This window comes from Phenylobacterium sp. LjRoot97 (genome assembly GCF_964254345.1).
GTDB lineage: Bacteria > Pseudomonadota > Alphaproteobacteria > Caulobacterales > Caulobacteraceae > Phenylobacterium.
Window position 1 is genome coordinate 3,859,595 of the sequence record NZ_CAXUTH020000001.1, and the last position, 15,016, is coordinate 3,874,610.

General features: G+C 67.2%; 19 protein-coding genes. 8 read left to right on the plus strand and 11 right to left on the minus strand.

Going from position 1 to position 15,016, the window contains the following annotated elements; translation table 11 throughout:
• The first annotated feature begins 1 nt into the window (after position 1).
• Complete coding sequence (locus tag ACSQ2H_RS19135) at positions 2-598, plus strand: response regulator (RefSeq protein ID WP_293405223.1); 597 nt, start codon at positions 2-4, stop codon at positions 596-598.
• Entirely contained in the window at positions 595-1,044 is a 450-nt protein-coding gene (locus ACSQ2H_RS19140; RefSeq protein WP_436062959.1) for a hypothetical protein, read from the plus strand. Before ACSQ2H_RS19135 ends, ACSQ2H_RS19140 begins: the two co-directional genes overlap by 4 nt.
• A gap of 11 nt (positions 1,045-1,055) precedes the next feature.
• On the opposite strand, the gene ACSQ2H_RS19145 is transcribed toward ACSQ2H_RS19140, so the two are convergent.
• From ACSQ2H_RS19145 to ACSQ2H_RS19155, 3 genes are all read right to left on the minus strand, one after another.
• Positions 1,056-1,529, minus strand: coding sequence for a hypothetical protein (locus ACSQ2H_RS19145; protein WP_436062960.1), 474 nt, complete (start codon positions 1,527-1,529; stop codon positions 1,056-1,058).
• On the minus strand, positions 1,526-2,128 hold the full coding sequence (locus ACSQ2H_RS19150) for a response regulator (protein WP_436062961.1): 603 nt from the start codon (positions 2,126-2,128) through the stop codon (positions 1,526-1,528). Before ACSQ2H_RS19150 ends, ACSQ2H_RS19145 begins: the two co-directional genes overlap by 4 nt.
• Positions 2,129-2,221: 93 nt before the next feature.
• On the minus strand, positions 2,222-3,694 hold the full coding sequence (locus ACSQ2H_RS19155; protein ID WP_436062962.1) for a CehA/McbA family metallohydrolase: 1,473 nt from the start codon (positions 3,692-3,694) through the stop codon (positions 2,222-2,224).
• Between the two features lie 109 nt (positions 3,695-3,803).
• Between ACSQ2H_RS19155 and ACSQ2H_RS19160 the strand changes: the two genes are divergently transcribed.
• Entirely contained in the window at positions 3,804-4,931 is a 1,128-nt protein-coding gene (locus ACSQ2H_RS19160; protein WP_436062963.1) for a zinc-binding dehydrogenase, read from the plus strand.
• A 162-nt stretch (positions 4,932-5,093) separates the two neighbouring features.
• Here the strand turns inward: ACSQ2H_RS19160 and ACSQ2H_RS19165 are convergent, their stop codons facing one another.
• Both ACSQ2H_RS19165 and ACSQ2H_RS19170 read right to left on the minus strand, forming a co-directional pair.
• Positions 5,094-6,233: a thiolase C-terminal domain-containing protein gene (locus ACSQ2H_RS19165; protein WP_436062964.1), complete on the minus strand. Its 1,140-nt coding sequence runs from the start codon at positions 6,231-6,233 to the stop codon at positions 5,094-5,096.
• 13 nt (positions 6,234-6,246) lie between these two features.
• Positions 6,247-6,639 carry a Zn-ribbon domain-containing OB-fold protein gene (locus tag ACSQ2H_RS19170; RefSeq protein WP_221220928.1) on the minus strand — a complete coding sequence of 131 codons (393 nt, stop codon included), beginning with the start codon at positions 6,637-6,639 and terminating at the stop codon, positions 6,247-6,249.
• Positions 6,640-6,768: 129 nt separating this feature from the next.
• Between ACSQ2H_RS19170 and ACSQ2H_RS19175 the strand changes: the two genes are divergently transcribed.
• On the plus strand, positions 6,769-6,969 hold the full coding sequence (locus tag ACSQ2H_RS19175) for a DUF1810 family protein (RefSeq protein WP_436062965.1): 201 nt from the start codon (positions 6,769-6,771) through the stop codon (positions 6,967-6,969).
• Positions 6,918-7,205, plus strand: coding sequence for a DUF1810 family protein (locus tag ACSQ2H_RS19180; protein WP_436062966.1), 288 nt, complete (start codon positions 6,918-6,920; stop codon positions 7,203-7,205). The genes ACSQ2H_RS19175 and ACSQ2H_RS19180 overlap by 52 nt, the downstream gene beginning before the upstream one ends.
• Here ACSQ2H_RS19180 and ACSQ2H_RS19185 read toward each other — a convergent pair.
• From ACSQ2H_RS19185 to ACSQ2H_RS19195, 3 genes are read right to left on the minus strand one after another with little or no spacing between them, the layout of a single operon-like run.
• A complete protein-coding gene (locus ACSQ2H_RS19185) occupies positions 7,194-7,613 on the minus strand; it encodes a hypothetical protein (RefSeq protein ID WP_436062967.1) in 420 nt (139 codons plus the stop codon). The two genes, ACSQ2H_RS19180 and ACSQ2H_RS19185, sit on opposite strands and share 12 nt — an antisense overlap.
• A complete protein-coding gene (locus ACSQ2H_RS19190) occupies positions 7,610-8,629 on the minus strand; it encodes a phosphotransferase family protein (protein ID WP_436062968.1) in 1,020 nt (339 codons plus the stop codon). Before ACSQ2H_RS19190 ends, ACSQ2H_RS19185 begins: the two co-directional genes overlap by 4 nt.
• Positions 8,630-8,637: 8 nt before the next feature.
• Positions 8,638-9,918 (minus strand): cytochrome P450, encoded by a 1,281-nt coding sequence (locus ACSQ2H_RS19195; RefSeq protein ID WP_436062969.1) that lies wholly within the window; start codon positions 9,916-9,918, stop codon positions 8,638-8,640.
• Between the two features lie 182 nt (positions 9,919-10,100).
• Between ACSQ2H_RS19195 and ACSQ2H_RS19200 the strand changes: the two genes are divergently transcribed.
• The 3 genes from ACSQ2H_RS19200 to ACSQ2H_RS19210 all read left to right on the plus strand — a co-directional run bounded on the left by ACSQ2H_RS19200 (position 10,101) and on the right by ACSQ2H_RS19210 (position 13,652).
• Entirely contained in the window at positions 10,101-11,183 is a 1,083-nt protein-coding gene (locus ACSQ2H_RS19200) for a hypothetical protein (RefSeq protein ID WP_436062970.1), read from the plus strand.
• A gap of 149 nt (positions 11,184-11,332) precedes the next feature.
• The gene (locus ACSQ2H_RS19205; protein ID WP_436062971.1) at positions 11,333-12,295 is read left to right on the plus strand and encodes an AAA family ATPase; all 963 of its coding nucleotides are present in this window, start codon (positions 11,333-11,335) and stop codon (positions 12,293-12,295) included.
• A gap of 4 nt (positions 12,296-12,299) precedes the next feature.
• A complete protein-coding gene (locus ACSQ2H_RS19210; RefSeq protein ID WP_436062972.1) occupies positions 12,300-13,652 on the plus strand; it encodes a VWA domain-containing protein in 1,353 nt (450 codons plus the stop codon).
• Positions 13,653-13,656: 4 nt separating this feature from the next.
• Here the strand turns inward: ACSQ2H_RS19210 and ACSQ2H_RS19215 are convergent, their stop codons facing one another.
• From ACSQ2H_RS19215 to ACSQ2H_RS19225, 3 genes are all read right to left on the minus strand, one after another.
• Positions 13,657-14,100 (minus strand): hypothetical protein, encoded by a 444-nt coding sequence (locus ACSQ2H_RS19215; protein ID WP_436062973.1) that lies wholly within the window; start codon positions 14,098-14,100, stop codon positions 13,657-13,659.
• A gap of 31 nt (positions 14,101-14,131) precedes the next feature.
• Entirely contained in the window at positions 14,132-14,488 is a 357-nt protein-coding gene (locus ACSQ2H_RS19220; protein WP_436062974.1) for a hypothetical protein, read from the minus strand.
• A gap of 189 nt (positions 14,489-14,677) precedes the next feature.
• Positions 14,678-14,947, minus strand: coding sequence for a hypothetical protein (locus ACSQ2H_RS19225; protein WP_436062975.1), 270 nt, complete (start codon positions 14,945-14,947; stop codon positions 14,678-14,680).
• Positions 14,948-15,016: the final 69 nt, after the last annotated feature.

Consider the following 15,016-nt stretch of genomic DNA (forward strand, 5'->3'; position numbering starts at 1 on the left):
GATGGCCCTCGATCCCAAGATCCGGATCAATCTCGACCGATCGGTGGTCCTGCTCGTTCAGCAGAACTCACAGGCGATGGACGCGCTGACCGCGATGTTTCGCGGGTTCGGCGTGCGCAAGCAATTCAAGGCGGCCAACGGCGCCGAGGCCATGCACGTGGTCAAGACGCAGGAACTCGACCTGATCGTCACTGACTCGCACCTGCCGGACATGGACGGCTACGATCTGGTGCACTGGCTTCGCCGCGAAGGACCCGACAACGCGCGCTTCACGCCGGTGATCATGCTGACCGGCCACGCCGCCCGCACCATGGTCGAGAAGAGCCGCGACTCCGGCGCCAACTTCGTCGTCTCGCGGCCGTTCACCCCGGAAATCCTGCTGCAGCGGGTGTTCTGGGTGGCCAAGGACGAACGGCAGATGGTGGTGGCCGACGGCTATGTCGGCCCGGACCGCCGCTTCAAGAACATGGGCCCACCACTTGGCGTCAAGGGCCGGCGCAAGGACGACCTCTCCACGCACGTCGGGGCCGCGACCGATCCGAACATGGATCAGTCCGACATCGACATGCTGCTGAAACCGATGAAGGCGCAACTGTGAGCGAAGCTGAATTCGTCAAGGTCAAGTACCGCTTGACCGAACAGGTCGCCCGCCCGGGCGGCATGACCGCGGGCCTCGCCAACGAGCGCGCGCAACGCGAACTGGCCGCCCATGCTGGCGATGCCATGAAGTCGCTCGGCAACATGATCGGCCGCCTTGAGGCGATGAACCGAGAGAAGTCGGTGTCGCTGGACACGGTGTACGAGGAGGCTTCGACCATCCTCGACATCGCCGGCCTGTTCGACAAGCGCACGCTCTGCGACGCCTGCTACAGCCTCTGCGAACTGGTCGACCGCCAGCGCACCCACGGGCGCCAGGACTGGACCAGCATCGGCGTCCACGTCAGCGCCCTGCGCCTGCTCTGGACCAAGGACGGCCAGGACCCTGAGTCGCTGAAGTCAGTGGTCGACGGGCTCTGGTCGATCACGGACCGGCTGGCGCCGTAAGGCGCCGCCCCCTACTCCGGCTTGGCGTAGCGCTGGCTGACCTTGCGCAGGCCGGCCAGGATCGCCTGGGTGCCGGCCGCGTCGGCCGCGCCTTCGGTCTGCAGCAGCAACCGGCAGGCGCGCAGGTGCACCGCCACGGCGTTGGCGTCCCAGCGCTGCTGGCTCTTCAGATAATCCAGCAGGTCCGACAGGCTGATCAGCGCCGTGTCGATCGCCCCCAGGCCGCAGACGCTCGGCACCCCGATCGGCTTGGCGACGATGTCGTAGAGTTCGCCGGTCAACGCCGCGTCGTACTTGGCCCCCGCCCGCCCGGCGCAGGCCTCGGCCTGGTCGAGCATGGTGGTCAGTTCGCCGAGACAATCGTTCTTGAGACTGGCGAGGCCCGCGCCGGCGCGCTGCACGGCCTCGGCGACCGGCAACCCGCCGGGCGTACGCAACAGCTTCGCCAGCTTGACCGGCGGGGTATGGATACGAACTGAGCTCATAGTTCCACCCGTCTTGTCTTCATCAGGCTGTCGATGACTTCCTGATCCATGTTGGGGCTCTGGGCCTCGCCGATGTCGCCTTGCAGGTCGTCGCGGCGGCGGCCGGTGACGCCCGTCGGCAAGCCTTCGTTCTTGAAGCGGCGGTCGGGGCCTATGTAGGTGTCGCACTCCACGAACCGCCGGCCTTCGCGCGCGATCCAGATGATGCGTTCGAGGACGGCGATCGGGGTCAGCGGCTTGGCCATGATGAAGTGGGCGCCGCAGTCGCGGGCCTTCTGCACGGCGTGGCTGGGCGTATGGCCCGAGGTCAGCAGCACTGGCGCATAGCAGTTGGGCTCGATCCGGCTCGACCGCAGCCAGCTCACGAAATCGTAGCCTTCGCCCGCCGCCCCCAGGGAGTCGCAGACGATCAGGTCGATCTCGGCTTTCGAGATCGCTTCCTTGGCTTGTTCGACCTTTTCGCAGCGATGCAGCGTCTTGACCCCGAAGCCGGTGAGGATCTGCACGAGGATGCTCATGCCCATGGGGGTTTCATCGAGCACAAGCACCGAAGCGCGCTCGAGATTGAAGCGGGCGCGGGATTCCGGACTAAGACCCATACTGTTTCCGGGCGTGGAAGCGATCGTCCAACCCTAAGGCGATCAGAGTTAATAAGTGTTTCCGCTGCCGGCGGTGCGGCGAGCCGCCACACGCTAGGGGCGCAGGTAGACCGGATTGCCCAGCAGGATCAGCTTGCCGTCGGGGCCCAGCACGTCGACCCGCAGCCAGCGGGCGGCGCCATCGGCGGTGAGCTCGAACGAAAGCCTCTGATCGGCCTGGCCGATCGCCAGGTCGCCGGGCGCCGCCAGTCCCTTGGCGTCGCCAGCCAGTCGCAAGCGGCCGCCCGCGGCGCCGACCACGCGGACCTCGACCGCGATCTTGCGCCCGGCCGGCGCGGCGAAGAGATCGCCCATCTGCGCCACGTCCGCCCCGCTGGCGGCGCGGACCTCCAGCAGCCGGTCAGTGGTCCCGGCGACGTCGATGAACACATGCCCGCGCCGGATCGCTTCGAGAATGGCGGCCTGGCTGCGTTCCGGCGCACGGACCACCGTGGTCGGCACGCCGATGGCCGGCGCCTTGGCCCGATCGAGGCCGGCGTCGTGGTTGTCGGAGCCGCCGACAGCGGTGATGCGCCGCCCCTCGTTGAGCCGCGCCTCCCAGAACGCCAGGCCTGACAAAGGTCCTTCCGCAAAGCCGCCGTTGACCACCTCGATCGCCTGAACCGCGGAATAGTCCGTGTCCGGCGCCGTCCAGCCGCAGCCCATGCAGAACTCGCCCGACGGCAGGCCGGGATGGTTGATCGAGAAGAGCCCGCCGGCCTTTCGCGCCTGCGCCTGGATGTGGGAGATGCTTGGCGCGCGCGGCCCGCCGAGCTGAAAGTCGATGAAGGCGGTCGGGCCGAAGACGTTGGCGTGGCCGTGGAAGGTGGTGATCTCGCGCCCCGCCAGGATCAGCAGATCGTCGAAGTAGGGTGCGAGCTCGCGCAGCGCCTCGAAATGCGAAGTCGTGTTGTGGTCGGTGACAGCCACGAAATCGAGACCGCGCGCGGCGGCCGCCTCCAGCGTCTTGAACGTGGGACACGGAACCCGCGCCCCCATGCGCGACAGGCACGAGCCGTCGCTGTGGGCGGTGTGCATATGCAGATCCCCGCGCCACCAGCGCTCGCCCTGGCCCGCCGCCGTCGGCGAGACGTCGGCAGGCGGAGCGCCGGCGCGGTCGAGCCAGACGCGCGCGACATACTCAGCGCGCGAGTCCTTGCGAATGTTCGGCGCGCCCAGGATCAGCGTCCAGATTCCCGGTGTCAGCGGTCCGGCGAGGTACGACGGCGTGGCGTCGGTCTGCGCCAGGGTGAAGCTGGACTTGTTCCCGCCGCTCCACCCGCGGAAGCGTTCCGGATCGCGCAGGCCAAGATCGATGACCGCCTTTTGCGCCTTGCCGCCATGGGCGAAATCGACAGTCAGGCGCTCGGTCCCAGGCGGGACCTCGAACGGAATCTCGACATAGGTCTGATGCGCGGCAGAGGTCAGAACCCCGGTCAGGGTCACGTCTGGCTTGCGCGCCGGCTGCGCCTGCGCGGCGCTCGCCAGCGCCGCCGCCATCACCAAGCCGAGCAGGGTTTGCTTCATCAGGTTTCGGCATAGCACGCGCAAATTTACGACCGATCGTGCGTTTTTCATTGCCGTAGGGGCGCCCCGTCCATATTTACGACGTAAGCAAAATCCAACGGAGACGGGTATGGAAACGAGCCTGCAACTGCGTTCGCTGGTCAAGTCGAGCGGCGAACTGGAACTGTCCCTGGCGCGCGTGCCGGTGCCGCAACCCACCGCCGACGAGGTGCTGGTTCGGATTGAAGGCGCCCCGATCAATCCGTCCGATCTCGGCCTGCTGCTCGGTCCTGCCGACATCGCCAACGCCAAGGTCACCGGCTCGGGCGACGACATCGTCTTCACCGCGCCTGTCCCCGAGCAGTTCCTGCGCGCGCTGAAGGCCCGCCTCGACGACTCGATGCCGGTCGGCAACGAAGGCGCCGGCGTGGTCGTCGCGGCCGGCGACGCGCCGGAGGCCCAGGCCCTGCTCGGCAAGACCGTCGCCATCCTCGGCGGCGCCACCTACGCCCAGCACCGCATCGCCAAGGCGGGCGACGTGCTGGTGCTGCCGGCCGACGCCACGCCCGCCGACGGCGCCTCGTGCTTCGTCAATCCGCTGACCGCGCTCAGCATGGTGGAAGTCATGCGCCGCGAGGGCCACACCGCGCTCATCCACACCGCGGCGGCCTCGAACCTCGGCCAGATGCTGAACAAGATCTGCATCAAGGACGGCGTGGCCCTGGTCAACATCGTCCGCAGCCAGGAGCAGGCCGACCTGCTGCGCGGCATCGGCGCGAAGTACGTCGTCGACTCGAGCGCGCCCGACTTCATCGACGCCCTGACCGACGCCATCGACGAGACCGGCGCGACGCTGGCCTTCGACGCCATCGGCGGCGGCAAGCTCGCCTCGCAGATCCTTTCGGCCATGGAAGTCGCGGCCAACCGCAAGGCCACCGTCTACAGCCGCTACGGCTCGTCGACCTACAAGCAGGTCTACATCTATGGCGGCCTCGACACCCGCCCGACCGAGCTGGCCCGCAACTTCGGCCTGTCCTGGGGCGTCAACGGCTGGCTGCTCACGCCCTTCCTGGTGAAGATCGGCGCCGACGCCGCCAAGCTGCGCGCCCGCGTGGCGGCCGAGCTGAAGACCACCTTCGCCAGCCACTACACGGCCGAGCTCTCGCTGGCCGAGGCCCTGCAGCCCGAGTTCATCGCGGCCTACGCCCGCAAGGCGACCGGCGAGAAGTACCTGATCAACCCCAACAAGGCCGGCTGACGCATAAAAAATGCTGCACCTACGCCTTGCAGCATGGGTGCAGCATAAACTGCGGTAAGTCGCTGTTTCATCAGCCTTTCCCCGCAAGGGGAAGGGCTGTTTTCTTTATGCCGCGCGACGATTGCCGGAAGCGGCGTCCGCTTCCGGCTGTCACGCTGGCCGCTACTTCTCGTTCGTGAAGATCACCGTGCCGGAGGAGGCGAACATGCCGCCGACGCCGTGGGCGACGCTGATCTTAGCGCCTTCGATCTGCGCCGCGGCGGTGCCGCGCATCTGACGCACGCTCTCCTGCAGGGCGTACATGCCGTACATCCCCGAGTGCATGTAGGAGAGACCGCCGCCGTTGGTGTTCACCGGCAGCTTGCCGCCGATGGCGGTGTTGCGCTCCCTGATGAAGTCCTTGGCTTCGCCCGGCTTCACGAAGCCGAGGTCTTCCAGACCGTAGAGCGGCAGGTGGGCGAAGGCGTCGTAGATCATCAGGTGATCGACGTCGGAGTGCTTGATGCCGGCGTCTTCGAACGCCTTGGCGCCCGAGATCTTGAACGCCGTCGACGAGGTGAAGTCGTACATCTGCGAGACCATCGGGGTCTCGACGCTTTCACCGGTGCCCAGCACGTAGACCGGCTTGTTCGGGAAGTCCTTGGCCCGATCGGCGCTGGTCAGGATCAGCGCGCCGCCGCCGTCGGTGACGAGGCAGCACATCAGCATCCGGTACGGCCAGGCGATCATCGGCGAGTTCAGCACGTCGTCGACGGTGATCGGATCCTTGAAGCTGGCGCGCGGGTTCTTGGCGGCCCATTCGCGCTGGATGACCGAAACCGTGGCCAGGTCTTCTTCGGTGACGCCGTAGGTCTTCATGTAGCGAAGCACCGGCACGGTGAACATGGTCGGCGGACCGACCGGGCCGAACGGCATTTCGAACTGGCCCATCAGGCTGGACGGCGCACGGCCGAAGCCGCCGGCGCCGACTCGGCTGCGGCCCGATTCGCCGTGGGTGATCAGGATGGTCTTGGCGTGGCCGGCGGCGATGGCGGCGGCCGCGTGGCGGACGTGCAGCATGAACGAGCAGCCGCCCACCGACGTGCCGTCGGCATAGGTCGGCTTGATGCCGAGATAGTGGGCCAGTTCGACCGGGCTGATGCCGGCGGTGGCGACGCCGTCGATGTCGGCCGGCGTCAGGCCGGCGTCGGCCATGGCGTTCAGCGCCGCATCGGCGTGCAGGCCGATCACGGACACGTCCGGAATCTTGCCCATCTTCGTGGTTTCCGCGGCCCCGACGACCGCGACGGAATTCTTTTGCATGGTCTCTGAGCCCTTACGACTTGGCCGGCTGGAAGAAGGGCAGCGAGATCGTGTCGCTGAACTTTTCGAAAACGACCTCGAGCGGCATGTCGAGGACCAGGGCTTCAGGCGTCTGCGGGCAGCCGACGATGTTGGTCATCATGGTCGGGCCTTCTTCGAGCTTCACGACCGCGATGGCGTAGGGCTCGGTCCCCATGTCGGGGCGGGGACGGTGGTTGATCACGTAGGACCAGAGAACGGCCTTGCCGCTGGCCTTGAAGACCTCGACGTCGCGCGAGCCGGTCTTCGGGCAGAACGGGCGCGGCGGGAAGTAGGCTTCGCCAGTGGCCTTGTTGCGTTGCAGGAGCAGTTCGCCCCGGGCCGCCCCGTCCCAGAAATGCTGGGTCTCAGGCGTGGGTTCAGGCAAGATTCTCGCCATCTGGAAATTCGTCCCCAATCAAAATTCGACGTTTGGAAATTGGCCCGCCTTTCGACGGGCGCGGCAGCAAAGCCCGATACGGCGCCGTTGTCGATCCTGACGCTAAGGGAAACTTCGATGTCCGACCCTTTCGACCTCGCCCGTTTCCTCGACGCCCAACAGCCGGTGATCGCCGCCGCGCGCGCCGAATTGGCGGCCGGCCGCAAGCGATCGCACTGGATGTGGTTCGTGTTTCCGCAGATCGCCGGCCTCGGATCGAGCGCGCCATGGCCCAGCGCTACGCCATCGGATCGGCGGCGGAGGCGGCCGCCTATCTGAACCACCCGGTGCTCGGCTCGCGGCTGCGCGACCTGACCGAACTGGCCAACGAAGCCGAGGGTTCGGCGCGCGAGGTGTTCGGCGCCCCCGACGACCTGAAGTTCCGGTCCTGCATGACCCTATTCAACGCCGTCGCGCCTGACGAGACGCCGTTCCGCACCGCGCTCGCACGATTCTTCGGCGGCGAGCGCGACGAGCTCACCCTGCAGATCCTGGAGCGCGCTTCAGACCGGTGACGAGGCCAGCTTGCGGCGCTCGGTGGACGCCAGGAGTTCTGCCCAGATCGCGGCATCCAAGTCCAAGACGCCCTTCGCCTCAGCTGCGGCCTGCAGCTCGATCAGCGCCGCGCGCAGGGCGTCGTTGCCGGCCTTCAGCGCCGACAGCCGCAGATCAGCGTCGTCGCCGTTTGCGAGGGCCGCGAAGTCGAGGCCGACCTCTCCTGCCCGCGCCAGCAGCGGACGGATGGCGCGATTCTCGGCCACCAGCCGGGCGGCCATGCCGTCCCACACCTCGGCGGCGACGCCCAGCAGCGCCGCCGACAGGCCCAGCGCGCTGGCCCGGTCGGCGGGATGGACGTCCGGCATCGCATTGCGGACGCTGAGTCCGGCCAGCTCGGCCAGCACGGCGGGAACGGGCGGGTTCATAGGCGTCCCATCACTTGCAGGGTGGCGCGGTCCTGGGCGTTCTGCAGCAGCCAGGGCGGATAGACCATGATCGGCTCGCGGTTGCCGCCGTCGATCCAGACCCGGGCCGATGAGATCCAGATCGCCTGGCCCTTCACGCAGTTGAACAGCTCCCACCAGTGCAGGGCGGCAGGATCGGCCGTCAGGCCGCTGGCGCGTTCCCAGATCGCGATCGCCTCCTCGCGCGGCAGCAGACCGCCGGCCCTGCCCTGGCCGAACGACCACACCGGGTTGAAGCTCCAGCCGAGGTCCTCCAGCGGATCGCCCAGGTGGCACATCTCCCAGTCGAGGATCCCGTGAATGCCCCCGGCCTCGTCATAGAGGAAATTGCCGGTCCGGTAGTCGCCGTGCACCACCGACAGCTTCTGGGCAGGCGGCGGCGGGTTGGCGCGCAGCCAGCGGATCGCCGCGCGGGTGATCGGCAGGGGCTCGGGCTGGTCGCGGTCGAGCAGGTTCTCCCAGTAGCTAAGCTCGCGGTCCCAGCAGGCTTCGAGCGCCACGGTAGCCATCACCTGCGTCAGGCCCAGCGCCGCCGGATCGGCCTGAGCGATCTCGCCGAGGATCGTCCACTTGCGCTGGCCCAGCTGGCCCAGGGTCGCCGCGTAGGGCGGGCCGAACAACAGCATCGGCGAGGCCTGGAAGCCGGCGATCTCCTCGGCGATGAAGAACGGATGATCGAGGGCGCCGTCCTCTTCCTCGAGCCACAGCATCTCGGGCACCGGCACGGCGCTGCCGTGAAAGGCGCGGTAGGCCTCGAACTCGATGCGCCGTTCGGTCTCGATCAGCGAGGCCGGCGGATCGCGGCGCAGGATCAGCTTACGCTCACGCGCCGCGCCGTCCTCGTTCCAGAGCAGGCGAAAACGATAGGTCTCGCGCGAGGCGCCGCCCGAGATACGCGACAGGTCGTGCACCGCCACATCGCGCGCGCCGGGCATGCGGGCGGCGATGTAGGCGGCCAGACGAGGTTCCAACGCCATACTCGAACTCAGTGCATCTGGAAGCGGATCGGCAGGGTTTTGGGCCCGTTGACGAAGGTCGCCAGGCTCTGCTTGGGCTCGCCGTTCAACTCTACGGACTTGATGCGCGGCAGCATTTCCTCCCAGAGGATCCGCATCTCCATCTTCGCCAGGTGCTGGCCCAGGCACAGGTGGGCGCCGTAGCCGAAGGCCAGGTGCTTGTTGGGCTTGCGATCGATCTTGAACGCCGCGGCGTCGTCGAACACCTCCTCGTCGCGGTTGCCCGAGGCGTAGCAGAGCATCATCCAATCGTCCTTGGCGAGCTGGCGGCCGGCGAACTCGGTCGGCTCGGTGGCCGTGCGCATGAAGGTCTTCACCGGCGTGATCCAGCGGATGCTCTCGTCCACCAGGCTGGGGATGAGGGTGGGATCGGCCTTCACCTTGGCGAACTCGCCCGGATTGGCCGCCATGCCCCACAGCGCGCCGGCGGTCGACGACGAAGTGGTGTCGTGCCCGGCGGTGGCGACGATCATGTAGTAGCTGATCGCCTCCAATTCGGAGATCGGCTGTCCGTCGATCGTCGAGTTGGCGATCACCGAGGCGACATCGTCGCGCGGGTTGGCCCGGCGGTCGGCCGAGACCTTGTTGAAGTAGGTGTAGAAGTCAGCGATCACCCCGTCGCGCATCAGCGACTCGAAGTCCCGCTGCTTGCCGCCGTCGCGGGCGAGCTCAGGATCGGTGGCGCCGAACAGTTCCTGGGTCAGGGTCAGCATCCGGGGCTCGTCCTCCTCCGGGACGCCCAGGATCTCCATGATCACGTGCAGTGGATAGCCCAGCGCGACGTCGCGGACGAAGTCGCACTCACCGCCGGTCGCAGCCATCTTGTCGACCGCGCGGCGCGCGATGCCGCGTATGCGGTCTTCCAGGCCCTTGATGTTGGTCGGCATGAACCAGGACTGGGTCAGAGCGCGGTACTTCGGATGATCCGGCGCGTCCATCTGCACGAGGCTGCGGACCAGATGCGGGCTGCCGCCCATCATCGCGCGGACCGCGGTGTCGGCGGCCTTGTTGGTGATGACGGTGGCCTTGTCGCCGTTGTGAAACAGCGCGTTCTGGCGGCTGATCTCCAGGATGTCGGCATGCTTCGTCGCCACCCAGAACGGATCAAAGCCTTCGATTTCGGCCAGTCCAAACGGGTTGTTGGCGCGGAGCCAGGCGTAGGTCTCGTGAATACGACCGTCCGCATAGGCGGTCGGATCGACCAGATTGGCCGCGTATTCGTCGGGTATGCGCGCGTTGCTTGTGCTCATCTCTCCTGAGCGCTCGTTGCTGGCTTACGCCCCGTAACCTTACGTGGCGTCAGCAAAGAGCGTCCTCCCTTGTCTTGTTATCTTTGTTCACTTGATAATGCCGCAGACGGCGACGTCGCAATACCGTCAATCGACAAAGACAAGATCGCCGCAGTGCAAGATACGTCTGGGAGGACGCCCGCATGCTGACCAAGGCCGACGATTTTCCGATCCACCAGACGCCCGAGCCGATCGCCTACGCCGGGACCGACCGGAATTTCTACGATCGCTACTTCTTCAACGGCTATCAGCCGGACGGGACCGAGTTCTTCGCCATCGCCTTCGGGGTCTATCCGCAGCTGAACGTCGCCGACGCCCACTTCTCGGTGATCCGCGACGGGGTCGAGCACTGCCTGCACGCTTCCAGGGTGATCAACATGGAGCGGATGGACCTCGCCTGCGGGCCGATTTCGATCGAGGTGCTCGAACCGCTGCAGAAGCTGAAGGTGACCGTCGCGCCGTCGAACGGCTTCGCCGCGGAGATCGTCTTCGAGGGGCGCTCCTTCCCGATCGAGGAGCCGCGCTTCATGCGGCGGATCGGGCCGCGCGCGTTCATGGACTACACCCGCCTGACCCAGAACGTGCGCTGCACCGGCTGGATCGAGGTCGACGGCGTGCGCAAGCAACTGGCGGCCGGCACGGTCGGCACCCGAGACCGCTCCTGGGGCATCCGGCCGATCGGCGCGCCCGACCCGCAGCCGCCGGTTCCGATGACGCTCGGCGGCTTCTTCTGGCAATGGACGCCGCTGAACTTCGCCGACCGCAGCATCTTCTTCCACGTCAACGCCGACCCGGAGGGGCGCCCCTGGAACACTCGCGCGGTGATCGCGCCGGACGGCGCCGGCCATGACGGCTTCTACGAGACCGAAGCGCCGACCATGGACGAGGTGTCGCTGATCCCCGGCACCCGCCACGCCAGCACCGGAACCTTGAGCGTGCCGCTGGCGCAGGGCTCGGCCTCGGTCCGCTTCAAGCCGTTCCTGACCTTCCTGATGCGCGGCATCGGCTATGGCGCGCCGAACTGGCGCCACGGAGGCTACAAGGGCGACCTCGTCGTCGAGCGCGAGGACATCGACCTGGCGGCCACCGACATGGGCAGCCCGGAGAACTGGCACATCCAGGCGCTCAGCTACGTCACCCTCACCCTGCCCGGCGAGGCGCCGGTCCAGGGCATGGGCGTGTTCGAACAACTGATCGCCGGGCCGTATCGGCCGTACGGGCTGTAAGCCTCCGCTTTGCAGACGGCGCGGCCAGCGGTCGCGCCCTCCAACACCCGTTTGAACCAGCGCTTGCGTGCAGGGCCCCGCCCCTGCACACTCATGTTCATTGAAGATAGCCAGGCGCCATTTCGCGCGACTTTTGAAAGTTTGAGACTTTGACCGCTACCTCTCCCGCGGCGATTAAGGCCGCGCAGCCGGACGTCCTGTCGTCCGTGGACGCCCTGATCGAAGGTCTGGCCAGCGTCGGCTACATCGCCTCGCGCCGCATCGCCACCGCCCTCTACATGGCCATTCACCTGCAGAAGCCGATCCTCGTCGAAGGCTCGGCCGGCGTGGGCAAGACCGAGCTGGCGCTGTCGACCGCCAAGCTGCTCGGCCAGCCGCTGATCCGCATGCAGTGCTACGAGGGCCTGGACGAGTCCAAGGCGCTCTACGAGTGGAAGTACGGCAAGCAGCTGCTCTACACCCAGATCCTCAAGGACCGGATGGGCGAAGCGCTCTCCGACGCCAAGGACATGGACGCGGCGATGGACCGCCTGCACGGCATCGGCGACCTGTTCTTCTCCGAACCCTTCCTGGAACCGCGCCCGCTGTTGAAGGCGCTGAAGGAAGACGACGGCTGCGTGCTGCTGATCGATGAAATCGACAAGTCCGACGAAGCGTTTGAAGCCTTCCTGCTGGAAATGCTGTCGGCCTATCAGGTCTCGATCCCGGAGCTCGGGGTGATCGAAGCCAAGACGCCGCCGCTGGTGTTCCTGACCTCGAACAATATCCGCGACCTGGGCGACGCGCTGAAGCGCCGCTGCCTGCACCTGCACATCCCGCTGCCCGATGCGGACCTGGAGCGCAAGATCGTCGCCAGCCGCGTGCCGGGCATCGAGCAGACCCTGACCGCCAGCCTGGTGGGCTTCGTGCAGTCGCTGCGGACGCTCGACCTGCGCAAGTCGCCGTCGATCTCCGAGACCGTCGACTGGGCCCGTGCGCTGATCCTGCTGAACGCCGACAGCCTGAGCCCGGAGATCGTGCGCGACACGCTGAACGTGCTGCTGAAGTTCGAACCGGACATCGCCGCGGTGGAGCCGCAAATCTCCGAGCTGCTGCGCCGTCCGGCGGCCTAAGCCCATGCAGGGCGCTCTGGAGGACTTCTTCCGGGCCCTGCGGGCCGCGGATGTTAAGGTCTCGCCTGCCGAGGCCATCGACGCCCATCGCACGGTGGAAAAGGTCGGATTCGCCGATCGCGAACTGTTCAAGGACGCGCTGTGCGCGACCCTGGCCAAGACCTCGGACGAGGTGCACCGGTTCGACGAGACGTTCGAGACCTTCTTCCGCCGCGACGAGATGGCGTTCGAGCCGCCGCCGCAGGGCGACGGCGCCCCGATGGACGGACTGCCGGAAGGATCCGAGGAATCTCAGCTCGCCCGCATGCTGCTCGAGGGTGACGCCTCAGGCCTGGCCCAGGCGATGGAAGAGGCCGCCCAACGGGCCCAGGTCTCGCAGATCCGGCTGACCACCCAGCGCTCGCGCCTCACCCGGCGGCTGCTGGAGGAGATGGGTCTGGCCGAGATCGAGTCAATCATCGCCAACGCCCGAAAGCTCGAAGGCGGCGGCGAGGCAGCCGATCGGCTGGAGGCCGGCAAGCGCCGGTTGGCCCAGGAGGCGCAGCGCTATGTCGAGCGCCAGCACGAGCTCTACGCCTCAGGCTCGGGCAAGATGCTCCGCGAGGAGATGCTGACCCGCAAGGCGCTGAACGCCGACGGCGGCATCGATCCGATCGACCAGGCGATGATGCAGGCGCTGGTCAAGAAGATGGCCAAGCGTCTGGCCGACCGCTACTCGCGCCGCCGCAATCGGGCTCGCAGGGGCCACATGGACATCCGCCGCACGCTGCGGAAGTCGATGCCTTATGGCGGCATGCCGTTCGAGGTCATCTGGAAGACCGAGAAGATCGACAAGCCGTCGATCGTCTGCATCTGCGACGTTTCGAAATCCGTGGCCGCGGCCGCCCAGTTCCTGCTGACCTTCCTCTACTCGCTGAACGAGGTGGTCGATCGGATGGAGGCCTATGCGTTCTCCGGCCGGCTGATCAGCGTCAACGACATCCTCGACGATGAGCACGTCGACGGCGCCATCTTCCAGGTGCTGCGCAAGATCGGTTTTCAGCAGACCGACTACGGCAAGTCGCTGGAGGACTTCTGCGAGAACCACCTGGATCGGGTGGATCGGCACACCACCGTCATCTTCCTGGGCGACGGACGGTCGAATTATGCCGATCCGAGGCTCGATCTGATGGCCACGATCCAGACCCGCGCCCGCTCGGTGATCTGGCTGAACCCAGAGCCCGAAAGCTATTGGAGCCAGGGCGACAGCGTCATGTACCGCTACGAGCGCTTCTGCCACGTGGCCAAGACCTGCAACACGCTGGGGCAGCTGGAGCGGATCATCGAGGACGTGCTGCGGACCTACGTCCCGCACTAGCGGCTCAGGCGCTCGCCGTCCTCTCACGGCGGGCGCTGGCCTCGAACGCGCCCCAGGCCAGCGAGGCCAGGAAGCCGAAGTAGAGGATGTAGAGGCTGGCGACGTAGCCCCGCGCCAGCAAGGTCACGTCCGCCAGCTTGGCGGCATGGCACATCAGGGTCAGCGCCTCGGCGGCCCAGGCCCCGATCAGCCACTGGCGGTCGTAGAACCAGATCAGCAGGGTCACGACGGCCAGCACCGTCGCATCCACCGCCGCCACGCCCCAGAGCGGCTGCGGCAGGCCGCCGAGTTGCTGGGCGAGCGGGCTGAGGAAGAAGGCCGCGAGACTGACGCAGGCGGCGATCCGTTCGGGAACGCCGCCTTTCCAGAGCGCCAGCAGCGTGACCAACGCCGTGGCGACGGCGCCGGTCAGCTGAACGGGCGCGTTGATCAGCTCAAACCAGCTCATCCCCGGAAGGGAAAGCGGTGCGAGCATCGCGTCAAGCCGCGCTGGCGACGGCGCGGAAGGTCGGCCCCTCGGTTTCCGACACGCCGGTCGGGGGCTTCTCGACGCCGGTGCCGTGCAGCGTGGCGGGCTGGACGCCCAGCTGCGGCGAAGCCTTCTCGAAGGCGGCATGGGCCGACATCGTGTGGCCGCGGGCTTCACCCAGCGCGTCGATGGTACGGGTCAGGGCGGCGACCGCCTCGTGGCCCAGCACCGCCGAGTAGTTGTGCTCGCGCCGCAGGGCGCTGGTCTGGGCGATCAGCAGCGCAGCCCGTTCAAGCGCGGCGTCCAGCGCCGCTTCGGTTTCGAACAGCGAGGTGGCGATGGCCTGGGCCAGTTCGCGACGTTGCATGAGGGATCCTTCCTCCGCGCCGACGGCGCGGGACATTTGAATGTGCGACGAGAAGCGGCGACGGCTCTGGGAGCGGTCAGCCGCGGGCAAGCCAGACGTCGAGCGTCTGCATGAGGTGGCCGAGCTGGATGGCGATGGCCAAACCGCCGATCAGCAGGGCTCCAGCGACCAGGGTGAACAGCATGGCGCTCAGGAGTCGTCGCCAGGGGGTCCGGGCGGCCCCTGCGCCAGCCACTGCCACGACTGGGGGGGCTGCGCCTCGGCGGGCAACAAGACGAGCGCGACGCAGATAATCTCGCGCAGCAGATCGAGCCGCGTGAGATACGGGCTCATCTCCCGCGTCACCTGCAGGAGGTGATGCACCGTCTCCTTCTGCTGACCCGTGCTGGCCAGGCTGTCGAAGATCGCTTCCAGGTCGCCCCAGGTGGTCTGTGGCAGGTGTTTGGCCGTGTGGGGCATGTGCGCCTCCTTTCGAGAAGGAGGACAGCATTTCGTCGACGCCGGCGGCCAGGGGGAGCGGCGCCCCTA

What these genes read in the sequence shown, in the direction of transcription:
- ACSQ2H_RS19135 (WP_293405223.1), top strand. Translation starts at nt 2, where the DNA reads ATGGCCCTCGATCCCAAGATCCGGATCAATCTCGACCGATCGGTGGTC.
- ACSQ2H_RS19145 (WP_436062960.1), bottom strand. Translation starts at nt 1,529, where the DNA reads ATGAGCTCAGTTCGTATCCATACCCCGCCGGTCAAGCTGGCGAAGCTG.
- ACSQ2H_RS19150 (WP_436062961.1), bottom strand. Translation starts at nt 2,128, where the DNA reads ATGGGTCTTAGTCCGGAATCCCGCGCCCGCTTCAATCTCGAGCGCGCT.
- ACSQ2H_RS19155 (WP_436062962.1), bottom strand. Translation starts at nt 3,694, where the DNA reads ATGAAGCAAACCCTGCTCGGCTTGGTGATGGCGGCGGCGCTGGCGAGC.
- ACSQ2H_RS19160 (WP_436062963.1), top strand. Translation starts at nt 3,804, where the DNA reads ATGGAAACGAGCCTGCAACTGCGTTCGCTGGTCAAGTCGAGCGGCGAA.
- ACSQ2H_RS19165 (WP_436062964.1), bottom strand. Translation starts at nt 6,233, where the DNA reads ATGCAAAAGAATTCCGTCGCGGTCGTCGGGGCCGCGGAAACCACGAAG.
- ACSQ2H_RS19175 (WP_436062965.1), top strand. Translation starts at nt 6,769, where the DNA reads ATGTCCGACCCTTTCGACCTCGCCCGTTTCCTCGACGCCCAACAGCCG.
- ACSQ2H_RS19180 (WP_436062966.1), top strand. Translation starts at nt 6,918, where the DNA reads ATGGCCCAGCGCTACGCCATCGGATCGGCGGCGGAGGCGGCCGCCTAT.
- ACSQ2H_RS19185 (WP_436062967.1), bottom strand. Translation starts at nt 7,613, where the DNA reads ATGAACCCGCCCGTTCCCGCCGTGCTGGCCGAGCTGGCCGGACTCAGC.
- ACSQ2H_RS19190 (WP_436062968.1), bottom strand. Translation starts at nt 8,629, where the DNA reads ATGGCGTTGGAACCTCGTCTGGCCGCCTACATCGCCGCCCGCATGCCC.
- ACSQ2H_RS19195 (WP_436062969.1), bottom strand. Translation starts at nt 9,918, where the DNA reads ATGAGCACAAGCAACGCGCGCATACCCGACGAATACGCGGCCAATCTG.
- ACSQ2H_RS19200 (WP_436062970.1), top strand. Translation starts at nt 10,101, where the DNA reads ATGCTGACCAAGGCCGACGATTTTCCGATCCACCAGACGCCCGAGCCG.
- ACSQ2H_RS19210 (WP_436062972.1), top strand. Translation starts at nt 12,300, where the DNA reads ATGCAGGGCGCTCTGGAGGACTTCTTCCGGGCCCTGCGGGCCGCGGAT.
- ACSQ2H_RS19215 (WP_436062973.1), bottom strand. Translation starts at nt 14,100, where the DNA reads ATGAGCTGGTTTGAGCTGATCAACGCGCCCGTTCAGCTGACCGGCGCC.
- ACSQ2H_RS19220 (WP_436062974.1), bottom strand. Translation starts at nt 14,488, where the DNA reads ATGCAACGTCGCGAACTGGCCCAGGCCATCGCCACCTCGCTGTTCGAA.
- ACSQ2H_RS19225 (WP_436062975.1), bottom strand. Translation starts at nt 14,947, where the DNA reads ATGCCCCACACGGCCAAACACCTGCCACAGACCACCTGGGGCGACCTG.